This is a genomic window from Mesorhizobium sp. B1-1-1, from assembly GCF_006442955.1.
GTDB lineage: Bacteria > Pseudomonadota > Alphaproteobacteria > Rhizobiales > Rhizobiaceae > Mesorhizobium.
In genome coordinates this window covers 296,579-314,226 of record NZ_VFWW01000005.1, presented here as the reverse complement: position 1 = coordinate 314,226, position 17,648 = coordinate 296,579, and the positions used below count along the sequence as shown (strand labels likewise).

The following is a 17,648-nucleotide window of genomic DNA, read 5'->3' as shown; positions in this document are numbered from 1 at the left end:
CACGGAGAGAAGGTGGCTGAAGGGCCGGATGAGGGGCAGCGCGCGTTTTTGCGAGCTTGGAGCCGCGCCTCATCCGCCTGCCCGTCCTTCGCGGCAGCTGCGCTGCAGCTAAGGAGGGTGAACCGGCAACTTCTCCCCGTGAGAGAGGAGAAGTTGCTAAAACCAAACGTTGGAAGCCTCTGATACATGACCCAATGGTCCGGCTATCTCGGCCTGATATTGCAGGGAGCGCTTGTCACCATCGAGCTGACGCTGATGGGGTCGGTGCTGGCCCTCGTGATGGCCTTCCTGGCCGGCATGGGGCGGCTGTCGCGCTTCTTCGCGTTGCGGGCGCTCGCCACCGCTTATATCGAGTTCTTCCGCGGCACATCGATTTTCGTACAGCTGTTCTGGGCCTATTTCGTGTTGCCCTTGGCGGGCGTCGAACTCACTCCGCTGCAAGCCGGCGTGCTGGCGCTGGGCCTCAATGTCGGCGCCTATGCGGCGGAAGTGGTACGCGGTGCCATCCAGTCGGTCGGCGCCGAGCAATACGAGGCCTGCACGGCTCTCAATCTCGGCCGCTGGCAAGGCATGCGCCATGTCATCCTGCCGCAGGCGCTTCTTGTGATGCTGCCGACCTTCGGCAACAACGCCATCGAACTGCTCAAGGCGACATCCGTCGTCTCCCTGATTTCGCTCGCCGATCTCACCTTCCAGGCGCAGGTGGTGCGCTCGCAGACCGGCAGCACGCTGATGCCGTTCACCACCATCCTGGTGATCTATTTCGCGCTCGCGCTCGTCATCTCCTGGGGCGTGCGGTCGCTGGAGCGGCGCATGGCGCGCGGCCTCGACGGAGTGCGCGTCTGATGGATTGGGCCCTGTAATGGATTGGGACTGGGATTTCGTCCGGCAGATCCTGCCGACGCTGATCGAGGGGGTGAAGATCACCATCCTGGCGACGGTGCTCGGCTCGGTGCTGGCGGCAATCGTCGGGCTGGGCATCGCACTGGCCCGCCGCTCGCCGAACAAGATGATGTCGCGCACGGTCGGCTGGGCGGCCGAATTCATCCGCGGCACGCCGCTGCTGGTGCAGCTCTACTTCATTTTCTACGTGCTGCCCGATTTCGGCATCCTGCTGCCGCCGCTGGTGGCCGGCGTCATCGGTCTTGGGCTGCACTACGGCACCTATACGGCGGAGGTCTATCGCGCCGGCATCGAGAACGTGCCGCGCGGCCAGTGGGAGGCGGCCAAAGCCTGCAATCTCAGCGCTCGCCAGACCTGGACCCACATCGTCATACCGCAGGCAATCCCGCCGATGATCCCGGCGCTGGCCAATTATTTCATCGCCATGTTCAAGGAGACGCCGCTGCTGTCGGCGATCACCGTGCTGGAGCTGATGAACCAGGCCAAGAGCGTCGCCAACACCTATTACCGCTATGTCGAGCCGATGACGCTGGTCGGCGCCTTCTTCCTGATCATCAGCCTTTTCTCGGTTATGCTGCTGCGCTGGCTGGAACATCGCTACGGCAAGATCGAAAGGTAGTTCCCATGAAGCCGCTTCCCGAAATCAGGCTGATGCCGACAAGGCCCGCACTCGAGGTGCGCCCGTTGGAAAAGCGCGTCGGCCTGATCATCCTGGCCACCGACCACACCAGCGAGCCGGACTTCCGTCGCATGGTGGCGAGTGAGAGGATCGGCATCTATGTCGCCCGCATCCCCTATAAGAATCCGACCACACCTCAGAATCTGCGCAAGATGCAGCCCGAACTGACGGCTGGCGCGGCGCTGATCCTGCCGGACGAACCGCTCGATGCCATCTGCTACTCCTGCACGTCGGCCTCCGTGGTGATCGGCGATGCCGAGATCGAGGCGGCGATCCAGGCGGCCAAGCCTGGCGTGCCCGTGGTCACGCCGCCGATGGCGGGCGTGCGCGGACTGAGGGCTCTGGGCGCGAAGAGGATCAGTATTCTCACCCCCTACACCGTCGAGACGAGCCGGCCGATGGCGGCCTATTTCGCCGAACGCGGCTTCGAGATCGCCAGCTTCACCTGTCTCGGCTTCGAGGATGACCGCGAGATGGCGCGCATTGCGCCGGCAGCCCTCGTCGATCTGGCGTGCGAGGCGACTGACCCGCAGGCCGAGGCGTTGTTCGTGTCCTGCACGGCGCTGCGCTCGGCGCTGGCGGTTGCCGCGATGGAACAGGCTATCGGCCGCCCGGTCGTCACCAGCAACCAGGCGAGCGCGTGGAATTGCCTGCGACTGTGTGGCGATGATGTGCCGCGTCCGGAGTTCGGGCGGCTGACGACCTTGCCGCTTGGACAGTAAGGTCATGTCCTGCATGCACGAGCGACCCATGACGCACGCCGTCGCCCTTTCAGACATCCGCGCCGCGCGCCAACGCATCACCAGCAAGGTCGAGCCGACACCGGTCGTGCCATCCGAGAGCCTGTCGGAGCGGCTCGGCCTTCCCGTTCACCTCAAGCTGGAGCACCGCCAGATCACGGGCAGCTTTAAGCTGCGTGGCGCCTCGAACGCCATTGCTTCGCTCAATGCCGAGCAGCGGGCACGCGGTGTTGTCGCGGCTTCGACCGGCAATCACGGCCGCGCACTCGCCCATGCCGCCAGGCTCGAAGGCATGCGCGCGGTTGTCTGCATGTCGCGGCTGGTGCCTCGGAACAAGCTCGATGCCATCCGCTGCCTCGGCGCGGAAATCCGCATTGTCGGCGACAGCCAGGACGACGCGCAGCAGGAGGTCGAGCGGCTGGTGGCGCAAGAGGGTCTCGTGATGCTGCCACCCTTCGACCATCCCGACATCATCGCCGGGCAGGGCACGCTCGGGCTGGAGATCATGGAGCAGGTTCCTGACGCCGCTCTGGTGCTGGTGCAGCTCTCCGGCGGCGGGTTGGCCTCCGGGATTGCCGCAGCGGTCAAGGGCGTCAGGCCGAGCACAAAGGTCGTCGGCATCTCGATGGCGCGCGGCGCGGCGATGAAAGCCAGCCTCGATGCGGGGCGCCCGGTGCAGGTGGAGGAGCTGCCGACGCTGGCGGATTCGCTCGGCGGCGGCATCGGCCTCGACAACCGGCTGACCTTTTCCATGTGCCGAGACCTGCTCGACGACGTCGTGCTGCTTTCCGAAGACGAGATCGCCGCCGGCATCCGCCATGCCTATGAACAGGAGCGCGAGGTCGTAGAGGGCGCCGGCGCGGTCGGTATCGCTGCGCTGCTTGCCGGCAAGGTGAAGCCAAACGGACCGGTGGTCGTTCTGCTTTCCGGTCGTAATATCGATATGAGCCTGCACAGAAAGATCGTTTGCGGCGAAGTAGTTGCGGAGCGCGCCTGATGAACCGGATGACCATCCTTACCGAGAAAGAACTACGCGAGATCGTAGCTCTCGATCTCGACGCCGTCGCCTGCGTCGAAAACGCCTTCCGGGCGCTCGCTACCCTGCCGGTGGCGATGCCGCCGATCCTGCGGCTCGACATCCCCGAGCATCGCGGCGAGGTCGACGTGAAGACCGCCTATGTGCCTGGCATCGACGGCTTCGCCATTAAGATCAGCCCCGGCTTCTTCGACAATCCCAAGCTCGGCCTGCCCAGCGTCAACGGCATGATGGTGCTGCTGTCGGCAAAAACCGGTCTGGTCGAGGCGTTGCTGCTCGACAATGGCTATCTCACCGACGTCCGCACCGCAGCCGCCGGGGCGGTCGCCGCAAAACATCTGTCGCGGCCGGATTCATCCATTGCCGCGATCTTCGGCGCCGGCGTGCAGGCCGGATTGCAGCTCGAGGCGCTGCGCCTGGTGCGGCCGATCGAAGAAGCTCGCATCTGGGCGCGCGACGCGGCCAAGGCGCAAGCCGCGGCCGGCGCCTTGAGCGAAAAACTGGGCATCGTGGTGCGCGCAGAACCGGATGCGGCCAAGGCGGCCGCCGGCGCCGACATCATCGTCACCACCACGCCCTCGACAGAACCATTGATCAAGGCCGGCTTCGTCTCGGCCGGCCAGCACATCACCGCCATGGGCTCGGACGCCGAGCACAAGAACGAGATCGCACCGGCAATCCTGCGCATGGCCGATCTCTATGTCGCCGACAGCGCAAGGCAGACGCGCCGGCTCGGTGAATTGCACCATGCCATCTCCGCCGGCGTGATGGCGGCGGACGCGGAGGTGGCCGAACTCGGCCAGATCATCGCCGGCGAACGGCATGGCCGGCGCGCGGCGGACGACATCACCATCGCCGACCTGACCGGCACCGGCGTGCAGGACACCGCGATCGCCACGCTAGCCCGTGACCGGGCCCGGGTTGCGAAAGCCGGAACCATTTTTGAAAGTTGATGCTGGCCGCAAGAGCATGATCCGGAAAAGTGGAAACCGGTTTTCCGAGGAGATCATGCTCAAACAAAAAATTACCTGGAGCCAGGTTCAACGGAAGTTGAAGCGGGTTCCAGGGCCCAACAAACGAGGACCAACAAAATGCAACCGAACTTGAAATTCTCGCGAAGCGAGTATGCGGATCGCCTCGCCAAAACGCGGAAAGCCATGGCGGCGAAAGGCGTCGATCTGCTTATTGTCAGCGACCCCTCCAACATGGCCTGGCTCACCGGCTATGACGGTTGGTCCTTCTACGTGCATCAGGCCGTCATCGTGCCGCCGTCGGGCGAGCCGGTCTGGTATGGCCGCGGTCAGGACGCCAACGGCGCCAAGCGCACCGCCTATCTCGCGCATGACAACATCGTCGGCTATGCCGATCACTATGTGCAGTCGACCGAGCGCCATCCGATGGATTTCCTGTCGAGCGTGCTTGCCGATCGCGGCTGGGGCAAGCTGACCGTCGGCGTCGAGATGGACAATTACTGGTTCTCGGCCGCCGCCTTCGCCTCTTTGCAGAAGCACCTGCCCAATGCCCGTTTCGTCGACGCCACCGCGCTGGTCAACTGGCAGCGCGCTGTGAAGAGCCCGACCGAGATCGACTATATGCGCAAGGCCGCCCGCATCGTCGAGGCGATGCACCAGCGCATCGTCGACAAGATAGAGGTCGGCATGCGCAAATGCGATCTCGTCGCCGAGATCTATGATGCCGGCACGCGTGGCGTCGACGGCATCGGCGGCGACTATCCAGCGATCGTGCCGCTGCTGCCGTCGGGCGCCGACGCCTCGGCGCCGCACCTGACCTGGGACGACAAGCCGATGAAGTCGGGCGAGGGCACGTTCTTCGAAATCGCCGGGTGCTACAACAGGTACCATTGCCCGTTGTCGCGAACAGTGTTCCTCGGCAAGCCGACACAGGAATTCCTAGATGCGGAGAAGGCGACGCTCGAAGGCATGGACGCGGGGCTCGCGGCAGCCAAGCCCGGCAACACGTGCGAAGACATCGCCAACGCCTTCTTCGCGGTGTTGAAGAAATATGGCATCGTCAAGGACAACCGCACCGGCTACCCGATCGGCCTTTCCTATCCGCCGGACTGGGGCGAACGCACGATGAGCCTGCGCCCCGGGGACCGCACCGAGCTGAAGCCCGGCATGACCTTCCATTTTATGACCGGCCTGTGGCTGGAGACGATGGGGCTGGAAATCACCGAATCCATCCTGATCACTGAGACGGGCGTCGAGTGCCTGGCCAATGTGCCGCGCAAGCTGGTGGTGAAGAATTGAAACCGATGTCCGACCTTCGTCCGTCGCCGGTCTCGCCCTCGGTCGATTTCGATCGCGACGGCGCACAGCACGGTTTCCTGCGCCTGCCCTACAGCCGCGACGATTCGGCGTGGGGCTCGGTGATGATCCCGATCTGCGTCCTGCGCAACGGCAAGGGGCCGACGGCCCTTCTGACCGGCGGCAATCATGGCGACGAATATGAAGGGCCGCTGGCGCTCTATGATCTGGCGCGCACGCTCGATCCCGCCCAGGTCAGCGGCACGGTCATCATCGTGCCGGCGATGAACTATCCGGCCTTCCGCGCCGGCACACGCACCTCGCCGATCGACAAGGGCAACATGAACCGCAGCTTTCCAGGCCGGCCAGACGGTACGGTGACGGAAAAGATCGCCGATTATTTCCAGCGGGAGCTGCTTCCCCGCGCGGATATCGTGTTCGACTTCCATTCCGGCGGCAAGACGCTGGACTTCGTGCCGTTCTGCGCCGCCCATACGCTGCCGAACAAGGCCCTGGAGCAGAGGGCCTTCGCGGCGGTCGAAGCCTTCGCGGCGCCGTTCTCGATGCGTATGATCGAAATCGATGCCGTCGGCATGTACGATACCGCCGCCGAGGACATGGGCAAGGTGTTCGTCACCACCGAGCTCGGCGGTGGAGGCACGTCGAGAGCCGAGACGGTGCGGATCGCCCGGCGCGGCATGCTCAACGTGCTGAGGCATGCCGGCATCGTTGCCGGTGCGGTCGAAAAGACGCCAACCCAATGGCTCGACATGCCGTCCGGCGATTGCTTTGCCTTCGCGGAGGAAGACGGCATGGTCGAGACGATGGTCGATCTCGGCGAGCCCGTCGACAAGGGCGCGGTGCTGGCACGCATCCATTCCACCGGCCGCACCGGCATCGCTCCCCAGGAGATCCGGGCAAAAATGTCGGGCATGTTGGCGGCGCGGCATTTCCCCGGCCTGGTCAAGGCCGGCGACTGCGTCTCGGTGGTTGCCGCATTGGTCGATTGACGGAAGGGCCCGCCCGCCTTCAGGCAAGTTCGGGCCTATCCCGCATTTTTCCATCCTGGATCCAGATAGCGGCCGGCGAGCCAGCCGGCCGCGCACGGCTCCGGCCGGCGCGCTGCGGAGGCGCGTGCCTTGCCAGGGCCTCAGACATCCAAAGTCACCGTCATCGAAGAGGCGATGGCGCGACGACTTGTTCCGGCGCGAACTCGGGTATCAAAGAGTATGACTTTGCTGCCATACTCGCGATAAAGAGGGTGTCGGAATGCAACAAAAATGGGATTTCTGGATCGACCGCGGCGGCACGTTCACCGATGTCATCGGCCGTGATCCCGAGGGCGGCCTGCATCCGCGCAAGCTTCTGTCCGAAAATCCCGAGGCCTATGCCGACGCAGCCATCCAGGGCATTCGCGACCTTCTCGGCCTGCGCCCCGGCGAGCCTATCCCCGCCGGGCTGATAGGCGACGTAAAGATGGGCACCACGGTCGCCACCAACGCGCTGCTGGAGCGCAAGGGCGACCGCGTGCTTTTGCTCATCACCAAGGGATTTCGCGATGCGTTGAGGATCGCCTATCAGGCGCGGCCCGACATCTTCGCCAAGGAGATCATCCTCCCCGAACAGCTCTACGAGCGCGTCATCGAGGTCAACGAGCGCGTGCTTGCCGACGGCTGCGTCGAACGGCTGCTCGACATCGCTGCCTGTCGCCCGGCGATCGAACAGGCAAAGGCGGACGGCATCGATGCGGTCGCCATTGTCTTCATGCACGCCTGGAAATATCCCGATCACGAAAAGGCCGTCGCTAAGGTCTGCCGCAAGCTCGGTTTCGGCCAGGTTTCGGTCAGCCACGAGGTGTCGCCGCTGATCAAGCTGGTCGGCCGCGGCGACACCACCGTGGTCGACGCCTATCTGTCTCCGATCCTGTCGAGATATGTGCAAAAAGTAGGCCAGGAACTCGGCGTTCTCTCCCCCCTCGAGGGGGAGATGTCGGCGAAGCCGGCAGAGGGGATCGCCGCAGAAGGTGCGACCAAGACGTCGAACCTAGTCGATCCGCCGCCCGGTGGCTTCGCCGCCACTCTCCCCTCGAGGGGAAGGGAAAATCCCCGCCTGATGTTCATGATGTCTTCTGGCGGGCTCACCGCCGCGGACCTGTTCCAGGGCAAGGATGCGCTGCTGTCTGGCCCGGCCGGCGGGGTCGTCGGCATGGTCGAGACGGCCAGGCTCGCCGGCTTCGAAAAGGTGATCGGTTTCGACATGGGCGGCACCTCCACCGATGTCGCCCATTATGACGGCGAATATGAGCGCGCCTTCGATACCGAGGTCGCAGGCGTGCGCGTGCGCGCGCCGATGATGCGCATCCACACCGTCGCGGCCGGCGGCGGCTCGGTCCTGCACTACGAAGCAGGCCGCTTTCGCACCGGCCCGGACTCCGCCGGCGCCAATCCAGGCCCCGCCGCCTACAGGCGCGGCGGCCCGCTCGCCGTCACCGACGCCAACGTCATGCTCGGCAAGCTGCAGCCGGATTTTTTCCCTGCCATCTTCGGCCCCGGCCAGAACGAGCCGCTCGACGCGGAGATCGTGCGCCAGAAATTCACCGCGCTCGCCGCTAAAATCGGCGACGGCCGCTCGGCCGAAGCGGTGGCCGAAGGGTTCGTCACAATCGCGGTGGAAAACATGGCCAACGCCATCAAGAAGATCTCGGTGCAGCGCGGCTACGACGTCACCGAATATCTTCTGAACTGTTTTGGCGGCGCAGGCGGCCAGCACGCCTGCCTGGTCGCCGACGCACTCGGCATGGAGGCGGTGCTGATCCATCCGTTTTCCGGCTTGCTGTCGGCCTACGGCATCGGCCTGTCTTCGGTCTTTGCCTCACGCCAGCAGGCCTTGCTTGCACCGCTCGCGGAAGAATCGAGGCCGGCAATCGAAGGCCTGATCGCGGCCTTGCAAACCGCCGTTGTCGCGGAACTCGCCGCACAAGGCATCGCCGAGGACGCGGTGACCGCCAGACCGGCGTTGCAGATCCGTTATGACGGCACCGACACCGCACTTCCGGTGCATTTCGACCATGGCTCGATGTTGCGGGCGAGGGCCGATTTCGAGGCTGCCCACAAGGCGCAATTCGGTTTCGTCTATGAGGACAAGCCGATGATCGTCGAAGCTGTGAGCGTCGAGGGGACGGAGGCGGGCGGCGAGCAGAATACCGAAGCCTATGCGCAGGCGGGGCAGCCATCAAAAGCCAGAGCCGAGGAGGTCCGGCGGATCTATACGGAAGGAAAATGGCACGAAGCCGACGTCTGTCGGCGCGAGGCGTTGCGGCCGTCCGATCGGGTCGCTGGCCCCGCACTGATCATCGAGCCCAACCAGACGATCGTCGTCGAGCCGGGCTGGCAGGCCGAGATCACGGCCAGGAACCACGTGCTGATGCGGCGCACCAGCAAGAAAGGCCGGCAGGCGGCACTTGGCACCGAGGCCGATCCGGTGATGCTGGAAGTGTTCAACAATTTGTTCATGTCGATCGCCGAGCAGATGGGCGTGACGCTGCAGAACACCGCCTATTCCGTCAACATCAAGGAAAGGCTGGATTTCTCCTGCGCCGTTTTCGACCGGAACGGCGCGCTGGTCGCCAACGCGCCGCATATGCCGGTGCATCTGGGCTCGATGGACCGCTCGGTCGAGACCATCATCCGGCTGAACTCCGGCGACATTCATCCCGGCGACGTCTTTGCGCTCAATGCTCCCTATAATGGCGGCACGCATCTGCCCGATATCACGGTGGTCACGCCGGTTTTCGAGGAAGAGCGGCCGATTTCCCCCACAAGAGGGGAGATTGGCCAATCGCCCAAGATCCTCTTCTGGGTGGCCTCGCGCGGCCACCACGCAGACATCGGCGGCACCGCGCCGGGCTCGATGACGCCACTTGCCACCACGGTCGACGAGGAAGGCGTGCTGTTCGACAATTTCCGTATCGTCGATCGCGGAAAGTTCCGCGAGAATGAGCTGCAGACGCTGCTCACCGATCACCGCTATCCGGCCCGCAATCCGCACCAGAATATCGCCGATCTCAAGGCGCAACTCGCTGCCAACGAAAAGGGCGTGGCGGAGCTGCGCAAGATGGTGGCGCATTTCGGGCTCGATGTCGTCGAGGCCTATATGGGCCATGTGCAGGACAATGCGGCCGAAAGCGTGCGGCGCGTGATCGAGCGGCTGCCGGATACATCGGCCTATGAATATCCCACCGACACCGGCCAGGTGATCAAGGTGAAGATATCGGTCAACCGGCAAAAGCGCGAGGCGACGGTCGATTTCACCGGCACGTCGCCGGTGATGAAGAACAATTTCAACGCGCCAGAGCCTGTCGCCCGGGCCGCGGTGCTCTATGCCTTCCGCGTCATGGTGGAGGACATGATCCCGATGAATGCCGGTTGCCTAAGGCCCATCAACATCATCATCCCGGACGGCTCGATGCTGAAACCCGCTTATCCCGCCGCCGTCGTCGCGGGCAACGTCGAGACCTCGCAGCACGTCACCAACGCGCTGTTCGGCGCCATGGGCGCCATGGCCAATGCGCAAGGCACCATGAACAATCTGACCTTCGGCAACAGCAAGTACCAGTATTACGAGACGATCTGTTCCGGTTCGCCCGCCGGCGAGATGAATTCCGGCCGCGGCTTTGCCGGCACGTCGGGCGTTCACACCCATATGACCAATTCGCGCCTTACCGATCCGGAAATACTGGAGCTGCGGTTTCCGGTGATGCTGGAGGATTTCCACATCCGCGAAGGCTCCGGCGGCAAGGGCAGGTGGAATGCCGGCGACGGCACGAAGCGCACCATCCGTTTCCTGGAGAAGATGGAATGCGCCATCCTGTCCTCGCATCGCAACCGGCCGCCGCAAGGGCTTGACGGCGGTGGCGATGGCGAGGCCGGCTCGACCAAGGTGCGCCGCAAGGACGGCAAGGTCGAGGTGCTGAAAGCCTGCGACCAGACGGTGCTTCAGGCCGGCGACGCCGTCATCGTGACGACGCCGACGCCCGGGGCGTTTGGAAGGCCGGAGCCAGGGCCGTCCAACGTTTGATAGAATCGCGGAACCGCTCTATCCGTTTTTTGGAATCCGGATTTCCCTTGCCTTTCACACCGGGCCTTCGCCATGCCAAGCAAATCCCCATTGAAGACACTGGCGCCCGATGGACTCGGGCCGACCGTCACCGTCGGCGAGATCCTGGTGGAGATCATGGCCACAAGCCGTGGCAATGGCTTTCTCGAGCCCATCGAGCTGACCGGACCCTATCCGAGCGGGGCGCCGGCGATCTTCATCGACCAATGCGCCAGGCTTGGCGGGCGGGCCGGCATCATCGCCTGCGTCGGCGACGATGATTTCGGCAGGATCAATGTCGAGCGCCTGCGCCGGGACGGTGCGGATGTCACGGCCATCGCCGTCAGCCCCGACTATCCGACGGGCAGCGCCTTCGTGCGCTACCGCGAGGACGGTTCGCGCGACTTCGTCTACAATATCGGCAAATCGGCCGCGGCGCTGGTCGGCTTGACCCCTGAGGCCAGGGCGCTGCTGGCGCGTTCAGGCCACCTGCACGTCATGGGCACCGCACTCAGCATTCCCGCCATTTGGCAGGTGCTCGACCATGCCATCGATGTGGTCAAGGCGCGTGGCGGAAGCATCTCGCTCGATCCCAATCTTCGCAAGGAACTGCTCGGCCATGGCCAGACGCGCGAGCGCTTCGCGCGGCTTCTCGACATTGCGGATCTGATCCTGCCGTCGGGTGAGGAACTCCACACCGCTTCGGGCAACGACAATGAAGCCGACGCGCTCGCCTCGCTATTTGCCCGCGGCGCCGGCGAGGTCGTCGTCAAGCGCGGCGCGTTGGGCGCGTCCCTGTTCGGCGCCGACGGCAGCCGCGTCGAGTCGCCCGGCTTCCTGGTCGAGGAGATCGATCCGACCGGCGCGGGCGACTGTTTTGGCGGTGCCTACATCGCCTGCCGCAGGCTCGGCATGCCTGCCGTGACCGCGCTCGATTACGCGAATGCGGCAGGCGCGCGCAACGTCACGCGGCAAGGCCCGATGGAAGGAGCCGGTACGCGCGCCGAACTCGATCTGTTCATTGCCAACACGCCGAGGCGACGCCCGTGACCGATCCATTGCTGAAACTTGCAAATTCCCGGCGGCGGGGCGCGGCGGAAGGCATCACCTCCGTCTGCTCGTCCCATCCGGTCGTGATCCGGGCCGCAGTGCGCGACGCCGCGCTGTTCTCGCGGCCGCTGCTGATCGAGGCGACCTGCAACCAGGTCAACCAGTTCGGCGGCTATACCGGCATGCAGCCCGCTGACTTCGTCGCGGCGGTGACCGCTATTGCAGGCTCCGAAGGCCTTGCGCCCGAGCGGGTCATCTTCGGCGGGGATCATCTCGGTCCCAATCCATGGCGAAAGGAAGATGCCGGCGCGGCCATGGCGAAGGCCGAGGACATGGTGTCCGCCTATGTCCGGGCCGGTTTCCGCAAGATCCATCTCGATGCCTCCATGGGATGCGCGGGCGAGCCGGCGGCGCTGGATGACGCTACGATTGCCAGGCGCGCCGCCCGCCTGGCGCGCAAGGCCGAGGACGCCGCCAGCGGGACCGACCGGCCACTCTACGTGATCGGCACCGAGGTTCCGCCGCCGGGCGGAGCGGATCATCTCATCGGCGAAATCAGCCCCACAAGCCTGTCCGCGGTCCAGCACACACTGGCGGTGCATCGGCAGATCTTCCACGAGAACGGCCTCGCAGACGCCTTCTCGCGGGTCATCGCCGTGGTGGTGCAGCCGGGCGTGGAGTTCGGCAACGAGAACGTGGTCTTCTACGATCGCGCCAAGGCGCTGCATCTGCGCGAATTGCTCGAACAGGAAGCGGGCCTGGTCTACGAGGCCCATTCCACCGACTATCAGACGCAAGCGGCCCTGCGCGAACTGGTCGAGGACGGCTTTGCCATCCTCAAAGTGGGGCCGCAGCTGACCTTCGTCCTGCGCGAAGCGCTCTACGGGCTGGACCTGATCGCCTCCGATCTGTTGCCCGACTACGGCGCGCGCCCGCTTTATCAGACCATGGAAGCGCTGATGACGGCCGATGCCAAGGACTGGCACAGCCACTACCACGGCTCTGCGGCGCAACAGCGCGTGCAGCGGCACTATTCGCTGTCGGACCGCATACGTTACTACTGGAACCATCAGGAGGCGATGGAAGCTGTCCAGCGATTGACGGCCGCCTTGTCGGGCAAGGCCGTGCCGGTGACGCTGTTCCATCAGCATCTGCCCGCACTCGACCGCTTTGCCGGACAGCCGCTCGATCCGGAGGCGGTGTTGGTGGCCGCGGTTCAGCAGGCGCTGGAGGGCTACCGCTTCGCCTCCAGCGGTTGAGCGGCCGATAGCCAGGGGACGCAGTTCGGTCATTTCGACGACTTGTCGGCTTCCTTGCTTGAGGTGTGCCTGCACCGGAGTAATAGTCGCGACGGAATGGCGAGGAGGAGGATATGACGCTGAACTTCGACCCAAGGGCGAAGGCCGCGACGCTCTACCATGGCGAATTCCGGCCGATGTTCATCGGCGGCAAATGGGTCGCTGCGCAGTCCGGACAGGAGATGCAGGCGCTCAACCCGGCGACGGGGCAGGTGCTGGCGACGGTGCCGCGCGGAGGCGCCGCCGACGTCGACGCGGCGGTGGCGGCTGCGCGCACCGCTTTCGAAGGTCCGTGGTCCGGATTTTCGCCTTACGAACGGCAGTGCGTGCTGCTCAGGATCGCCGATCTCTTCGAGAAGAACTGGGAAGAGCTCTGCGTCTCCGACACGCTCGACATGGGGCTGCCGATCACGCGCACGCTCGCCAACCGGCGCCGGGTCATCGGCATGCTGCGCTTCTATGCCGGGATGGCGACCGCGCTGCATGGCGAATCAATCGACAATTCGATCCCGGGCGAGATCGTCACCTTCACCCGGCGCGAGCCGGTGGGCGTGGTCGGCGCCATCATTCCCTGGAACGCGCCGACCGCCGCGTCGATCTGGAAGATCGCGCCGGCCCTCGCCACCGGCTGCACCATCGTGCTGAAGCCCTCGGAAGATGCGTCGCTGACGCCGCTCTTGATCGCGCGGCTGATGCAGGACGCGGGCGTTCCCGACGGCGTTGTCAACATCGTCACCGGAACCGGGGCCGAAGCCGGCGCGCGGCTTGCCGAACATCCCGACGTCAACAAGATCGTCTTCACCGGCTCGACGCTCACCGGCCAGGCGATCGCCCGGGCGGGTGTTGCCAATCTAAAGCGCGTTTCATTAGAACTCGGCGGCAAGTCGCCGCTCATCGTGTGCCGCGACGCCGATATCGACAAGGCCGTTCCGATCGCGGCGATGGCTGTCTTCGTGCATTCGGGCCAGGTCTGCATCGCCGGTTCGCGGCTTTTCGTGGCACGCGAAATCCATGACGAGTTCGTGCGCCGGCTCGCTGACTTCGCCGGCAGGCTGCGCATCGGCCACGGCATCGAAGCCGAAACCGAAATGGGGCCGCTCATCAATGCGCGGCAGGCCGGCAAGGTGGAGGGTTACATCAAGGCGGGCAGCGAGGAGGGCGCGGAACTGGTCGCCGGCGGATCGCGGCTGACCGGCGGCCTCTATGACGGCGGCAATTTCATCGCCCCAACCGTCTTCGGCGCGGTGTCCGACACGATGACCATAGCGCGCGAAGAGATCTTCGGGCCCGTTATCTCGGCAATGCCCTTCGATACGCTTGACGAAGCCGTCGCCCGCGCCAATGCGACGCCCTATGGGCTGGCCGCCGGCATCTTCACCACTCATCTCGGCACGGCGCACAAGCTTGCCCGCCGGGTCAAGGCGGGTTCCGTCTGGGTCAACATGTACCACGCCATCGACCCCGCCGTGCCGTTCGGCGGCATGAAAATGTCCGGGTATGGCCGCGAGGGCGGCATCGAACATCTGCACGAGTATCTGGAGACCAAGTCGGTATGGATCCAGACCGACTAAGGCTTTTGTCGGTTGTCAGGCGAGCCGGCCTGCGCCGCCGGTTCCCAGGCTGCCGCTCATGCACGCCGGCTGCAAATCAACCGGCGCCCGTTCTCAGGAACTTTTCTTTATCCGGCGATTTTTGGATATAAGATGAAATCCGGTTGGCCAGGAAGGTGTTGTCGATGACGACGAAACGCTTCGCGATCTGCGCTCTCGCCCTTGTGATGGGCTGCGGCATCGTCTCTTCGGCGTCCGCCGGGGCCAGGCACCGCCACCACCAGGGCGAACCCGAACGCTATGTTCCCGCTGACGGCGATATTATCGACATACTGTTCGGCGGCCCGCGCTACTATGACCGGCAGCTTGTCACGACGGCCGCCGGCGCCTGTTCCTACCACCGGGTGGGGCCGGATGCGAATGCGCTGAACAAGATCAACGATCACCACTGCGGAAAATAGCGGGCCGACCGCTCCGCAAGCAGGCTCATGACGCTTCCCATCCGGGAAAGCGGTCCGGCCGCAGCCATGTCTGGGCTGGGCTGCCATTGCCGGAAAACACGGCGTCAACCAGCCAGCGCGCGGTGGCGGGGGCGGCATGCATGCCGATGGAACCCATGCCGCCATGCACGAACAGGCCCTCGATGGCCGTCCTGCCAGCGACCGGCAAGCCATCGGACAGCATCGGGCGGTTGCCGGGATAGACGTTCCTGACCTGCGGCGCGCCGAGGCCCGGCAGCATGCGCAGCGTGCGGCTGGCGATCCGGCTCGCCATGTCGGTGTTGCGGACGAGATCGCGGAAGGCCGGCTGGACGGAGGCGCCAAGCCTGGCATCGCCGCCGCCCATGGGGTTGAGGCAGATAGCTTCCACCGCCGGCTGGTCGTCGCGCTGCGCGGCGACATCGGCAAGGCTGTCGAGCCTCATGCGCCGGCCGAGCTCTTCCTGATCCGGCCAGGTCAATTCCTCGACGATCCAGGGCAGCTCGAAGTCGAGTTTTCCTAACTGGATCAACCAGCCGCGGCCGGCGGTGAAGGGCAGGCCGGGCAGCGGTCCGTCGCCGACGGTGCGGCGCAGAAGGTCCGACATCCACAATCCGTTGGCGATGAAGACGAGATCGGCGGGAACGATGCCCTGGTCGGTCAAGATACCCTGGACCTTGCCGCCCCTGGAGAAGATCTGGGCGACGCGCAGGCCAGTACGGATCGTCGCGCCGGCCTCACGGGCGGCGTGGGCGAAGGCATGTGTCGCGCCCATGGGTTCCAGCGTCCATGCACGGCCGACGGAATAGGCGCCTGCCACGTTGAAGCCGACACGCGGGTGGTCGCGCGCCAGTTCCTTGCCCGTGATCTTTTCCATTGCCACGCCGACTTCCCTGTAGCGGTCGGCCACGGCGGCAGCCGCCTCGAAACTCGCCTCGTCTTCGGAAATCAGCAGATGTGCGATGGCGGCGAATTCGAAGGGAACGGGTCCGTCGGCAAGCTCGGCATAGATCGCGACGCTGGCGTCCAGCAGTTCGACGACCTCTTTCTGCGGGCCGGTGAGCAAGGTGCCGGTGTTTCGTCCTGAGGACTCGGCGGCGATCATGCTCTGCTCGAGGATCGTCGTCTTGAGACCGTGGCGGGCCAGTTCATAGGCGAGCGTGCAGCCGGCGATGCCGCCGCCGATGACCACGGCATCCATTGGTGTCTGGACGCGAGTCGAGTTGAAGGACATGGAGCGCAGCCTCCTCCCAATGAAAGCATCTCGTATACTCGTATACGAGATGCTTTTCAAGTATGCCGCCCACGACTGCCGCAAGTGCCGCCACGATATCGTCTTCGGTCCGAGCCGGGCGCAGGCCAGTCGGCGATTTCCTCAGCAAAGGCGGGTAGCCTATTCAACGACTTGCGGCTGGATCCGCAAGTTCGGCACGAATCTCCGCACCATGTTCGTCGCGTGCCGGACTTTTCGCCGGTGCCTTTGCCGTCCGTTTGGAAAAACGGGGGGCGGAGGCAGCTTGGAGGGCGCCATTCTCGACCAACCAGGAGCCGCGTGCGGCCATGTGCGGATGCAGCGCCGCCTCATGCGGGCTGAGCACAGGCCCGACGCAGGCATCCGTTCCCTCGAACAATTTCATCCACTCGTCTCGGGATTTTTCGGCAAAGATCGCTTCCAGCCGGCTGCCGAGCTCGGGCCAGAGGCCGCGGTCGAACTGAGCGGCGAACTGCGGATCGCCGCCCAGGCCAAGCCTGTCGAGGAACAGCGCATAGAATTTCGGCTCGACGCACTGGACGCTGATGAAGCCGCCATCTGCCGTGCGGTACACGCGGCACCAATGCGGTCCGTCCAGAAGACTCCGGCCACGCTCGGCGGCAAGCACGCCGGATTGTGCGAGGGACATCAAAAGATTCATCATGTGGGCCGAGCCGTCGACGATCGCCGCGTCGACGACCGTGCCTTCGCCACAGGCGCGGGCGTTCATGATGGCGGCCAGCATGCCGATCACCAGATAGAGCGCGCCGCCGCCTATGTCGCCGACCAGCGTCGGCGGCGCCATTGGCGGCTCGCCCGGCAGGGAAGCATACCAGAGTGCGCCCGACACGCCGGTATAGTTCATGTCGTGGCCGGCGGTGCGGGCGAGCGGGCCTTCCTGCCCCCAGCCGGTCATGCGGCCATAGGCCAGGCGAGGGTTGGCGGCCAGACACACATCTGGACCAAGCCCGAGACGCTCCATCACGCCCGGCCGGAAGCCCTCGATCAGGCCGTCGGCGGTGGCGATCAGGCGCATCAGCACGGCAACGTCCCCGGCATCCCTGAGGTCGAGCGCGATAGAGCGCTTGCCGCGATCGAGCAGCGAGCGCTCGGGAAGGCCCGGCACGGATGCATGCTTGCGGTGGACGACGATCACGTCGGCGCCGAGATCGGCGAGCAGCATGCCGGCAAAGGGCGCCGGCCCCAACGCCTCGATCTCGACGATGCGGATTCCCCTGAGCATCCCACCCTCCACGGCATTCAAACTTTCGGTAAGGCACACTTTTGGTGTCACGCAGGG

The 17,648-nt window shown here is 65.0% G+C and carries 14 protein-coding genes; 12 read left to right on the top strand and 2 right to left on the bottom strand.

Going from position 1 to position 17,648, the window contains the following annotated elements; translation table 11 throughout:
• The first annotated feature begins 186 nt into the window (after window positions 1-186).
• From ehuC to FJ986_RS12280, 12 genes are all read left to right on the top strand, one after another.
• Complete coding sequence (gene ehuC, locus FJ986_RS12335) at window positions 187-846, top strand: ectoine/hydroxyectoine ABC transporter permease subunit EhuC (RefSeq protein WP_140499272.1); 660 nt, start codon at window positions 187-189, stop codon at window positions 844-846.
• 16 nt (window positions 847-862) lie between these two features.
• A complete protein-coding gene (gene ehuD, locus FJ986_RS12330; RefSeq protein ID WP_140521357.1) occupies window positions 863-1,522 on the top strand; it encodes an ectoine/hydroxyectoine ABC transporter permease subunit EhuD in 660 nt (219 codons plus the stop codon).
• 5 nt (window positions 1,523-1,527) lie between these two features.
• A complete protein-coding gene (gene eutA / locus FJ986_RS12325) occupies window positions 1,528-2,304 on the top strand; it encodes an ectoine utilization protein EutA (RefSeq protein ID WP_140521358.1) in 777 nt (258 codons plus the stop codon).
• A gap of 28 nt (window positions 2,305-2,332) precedes the next feature.
• Entirely contained in the window at window positions 2,333-3,319 is a 987-nt protein-coding gene (gene eutB / locus FJ986_RS12320; protein WP_140674409.1) for a hydroxyectoine utilization dehydratase EutB, read from the top strand.
• The gene (gene eutC, locus FJ986_RS12315; RefSeq protein WP_140674408.1) at window positions 3,319-4,311 is read left to right on the top strand and encodes an ectoine utilization protein EutC; all 993 of its coding nucleotides are present in this window, start codon (window positions 3,319-3,321) and stop codon (window positions 4,309-4,311) included. The genes eutB and eutC overlap by 1 nt, the downstream gene beginning before the upstream one ends.
• Before the next feature lie 138 nt (window positions 4,312-4,449).
• Entirely contained in the window at window positions 4,450-5,628 is a 1,179-nt protein-coding gene (gene doeA, locus FJ986_RS12310; RefSeq protein ID WP_140499261.1) for an ectoine hydrolase DoeA, read from the top strand.
• Window positions 5,629-5,633: 5 nt separating this feature from the next.
• On the top strand, window positions 5,634-6,635 hold the full coding sequence (gene doeB / locus FJ986_RS12305; RefSeq protein WP_140674406.1) for a N(2)-acetyl-L-2,4-diaminobutanoate deacetylase DoeB: 1,002 nt from the start codon (window positions 5,634-5,636) through the stop codon (window positions 6,633-6,635).
• A gap of 259 nt (window positions 6,636-6,894) precedes the next feature.
• The gene (locus FJ986_RS12300; RefSeq protein ID WP_140630451.1) at window positions 6,895-10,701 is read left to right on the top strand and encodes a hydantoinase B/oxoprolinase family protein; all 3,807 of its coding nucleotides are present in this window, start codon (window positions 6,895-6,897) and stop codon (window positions 10,699-10,701) included.
• A 72-nt stretch (window positions 10,702-10,773) separates the two neighbouring features.
• Window positions 10,774-11,769 (top strand): sugar kinase, encoded by a 996-nt coding sequence (locus tag FJ986_RS12295; protein ID WP_140499255.1) that lies wholly within the window; start codon window positions 10,774-10,776, stop codon window positions 11,767-11,769.
• Window positions 11,766-13,028: a D-tagatose-bisphosphate aldolase, class II, non-catalytic subunit gene (locus tag FJ986_RS12290; RefSeq protein WP_140630454.1), complete on the top strand. Its 1,263-nt coding sequence runs from the start codon at window positions 11,766-11,768 to the stop codon at window positions 13,026-13,028. The genes FJ986_RS12295 and FJ986_RS12290 overlap by 4 nt, the downstream gene beginning before the upstream one ends.
• A gap of 113 nt (window positions 13,029-13,141) precedes the next feature.
• Window positions 13,142-14,638, top strand: coding sequence for an aldehyde dehydrogenase family protein (locus FJ986_RS12285; RefSeq protein ID WP_140630456.1), 1,497 nt, complete (start codon window positions 13,142-13,144; stop codon window positions 14,636-14,638).
• A 164-nt stretch (window positions 14,639-14,802) separates the two neighbouring features.
• Complete coding sequence (locus tag FJ986_RS12280) at window positions 14,803-15,078, top strand: hypothetical protein (RefSeq protein WP_140517323.1); 276 nt, start codon at window positions 14,803-14,805, stop codon at window positions 15,076-15,078.
• 25 nt (window positions 15,079-15,103) lie between these two features.
• On the opposite strand, the gene FJ986_RS12275 is transcribed toward FJ986_RS12280, so the two are convergent.
• Window positions 15,104-16,330, bottom strand: coding sequence for an FAD-dependent oxidoreductase (locus FJ986_RS12275; RefSeq protein WP_140630459.1), 1,227 nt, complete (start codon window positions 16,328-16,330; stop codon window positions 15,104-15,106).
• Between the two features lie 163 nt (window positions 16,331-16,493).
• A complete protein-coding gene (locus FJ986_RS12270) occupies window positions 16,494-17,591 on the bottom strand; it encodes a CaiB/BaiF CoA-transferase family protein (RefSeq protein ID WP_140630462.1) in 1,098 nt (365 codons plus the stop codon).
• Window positions 17,592-17,648: the final 57 nt, after the last annotated feature.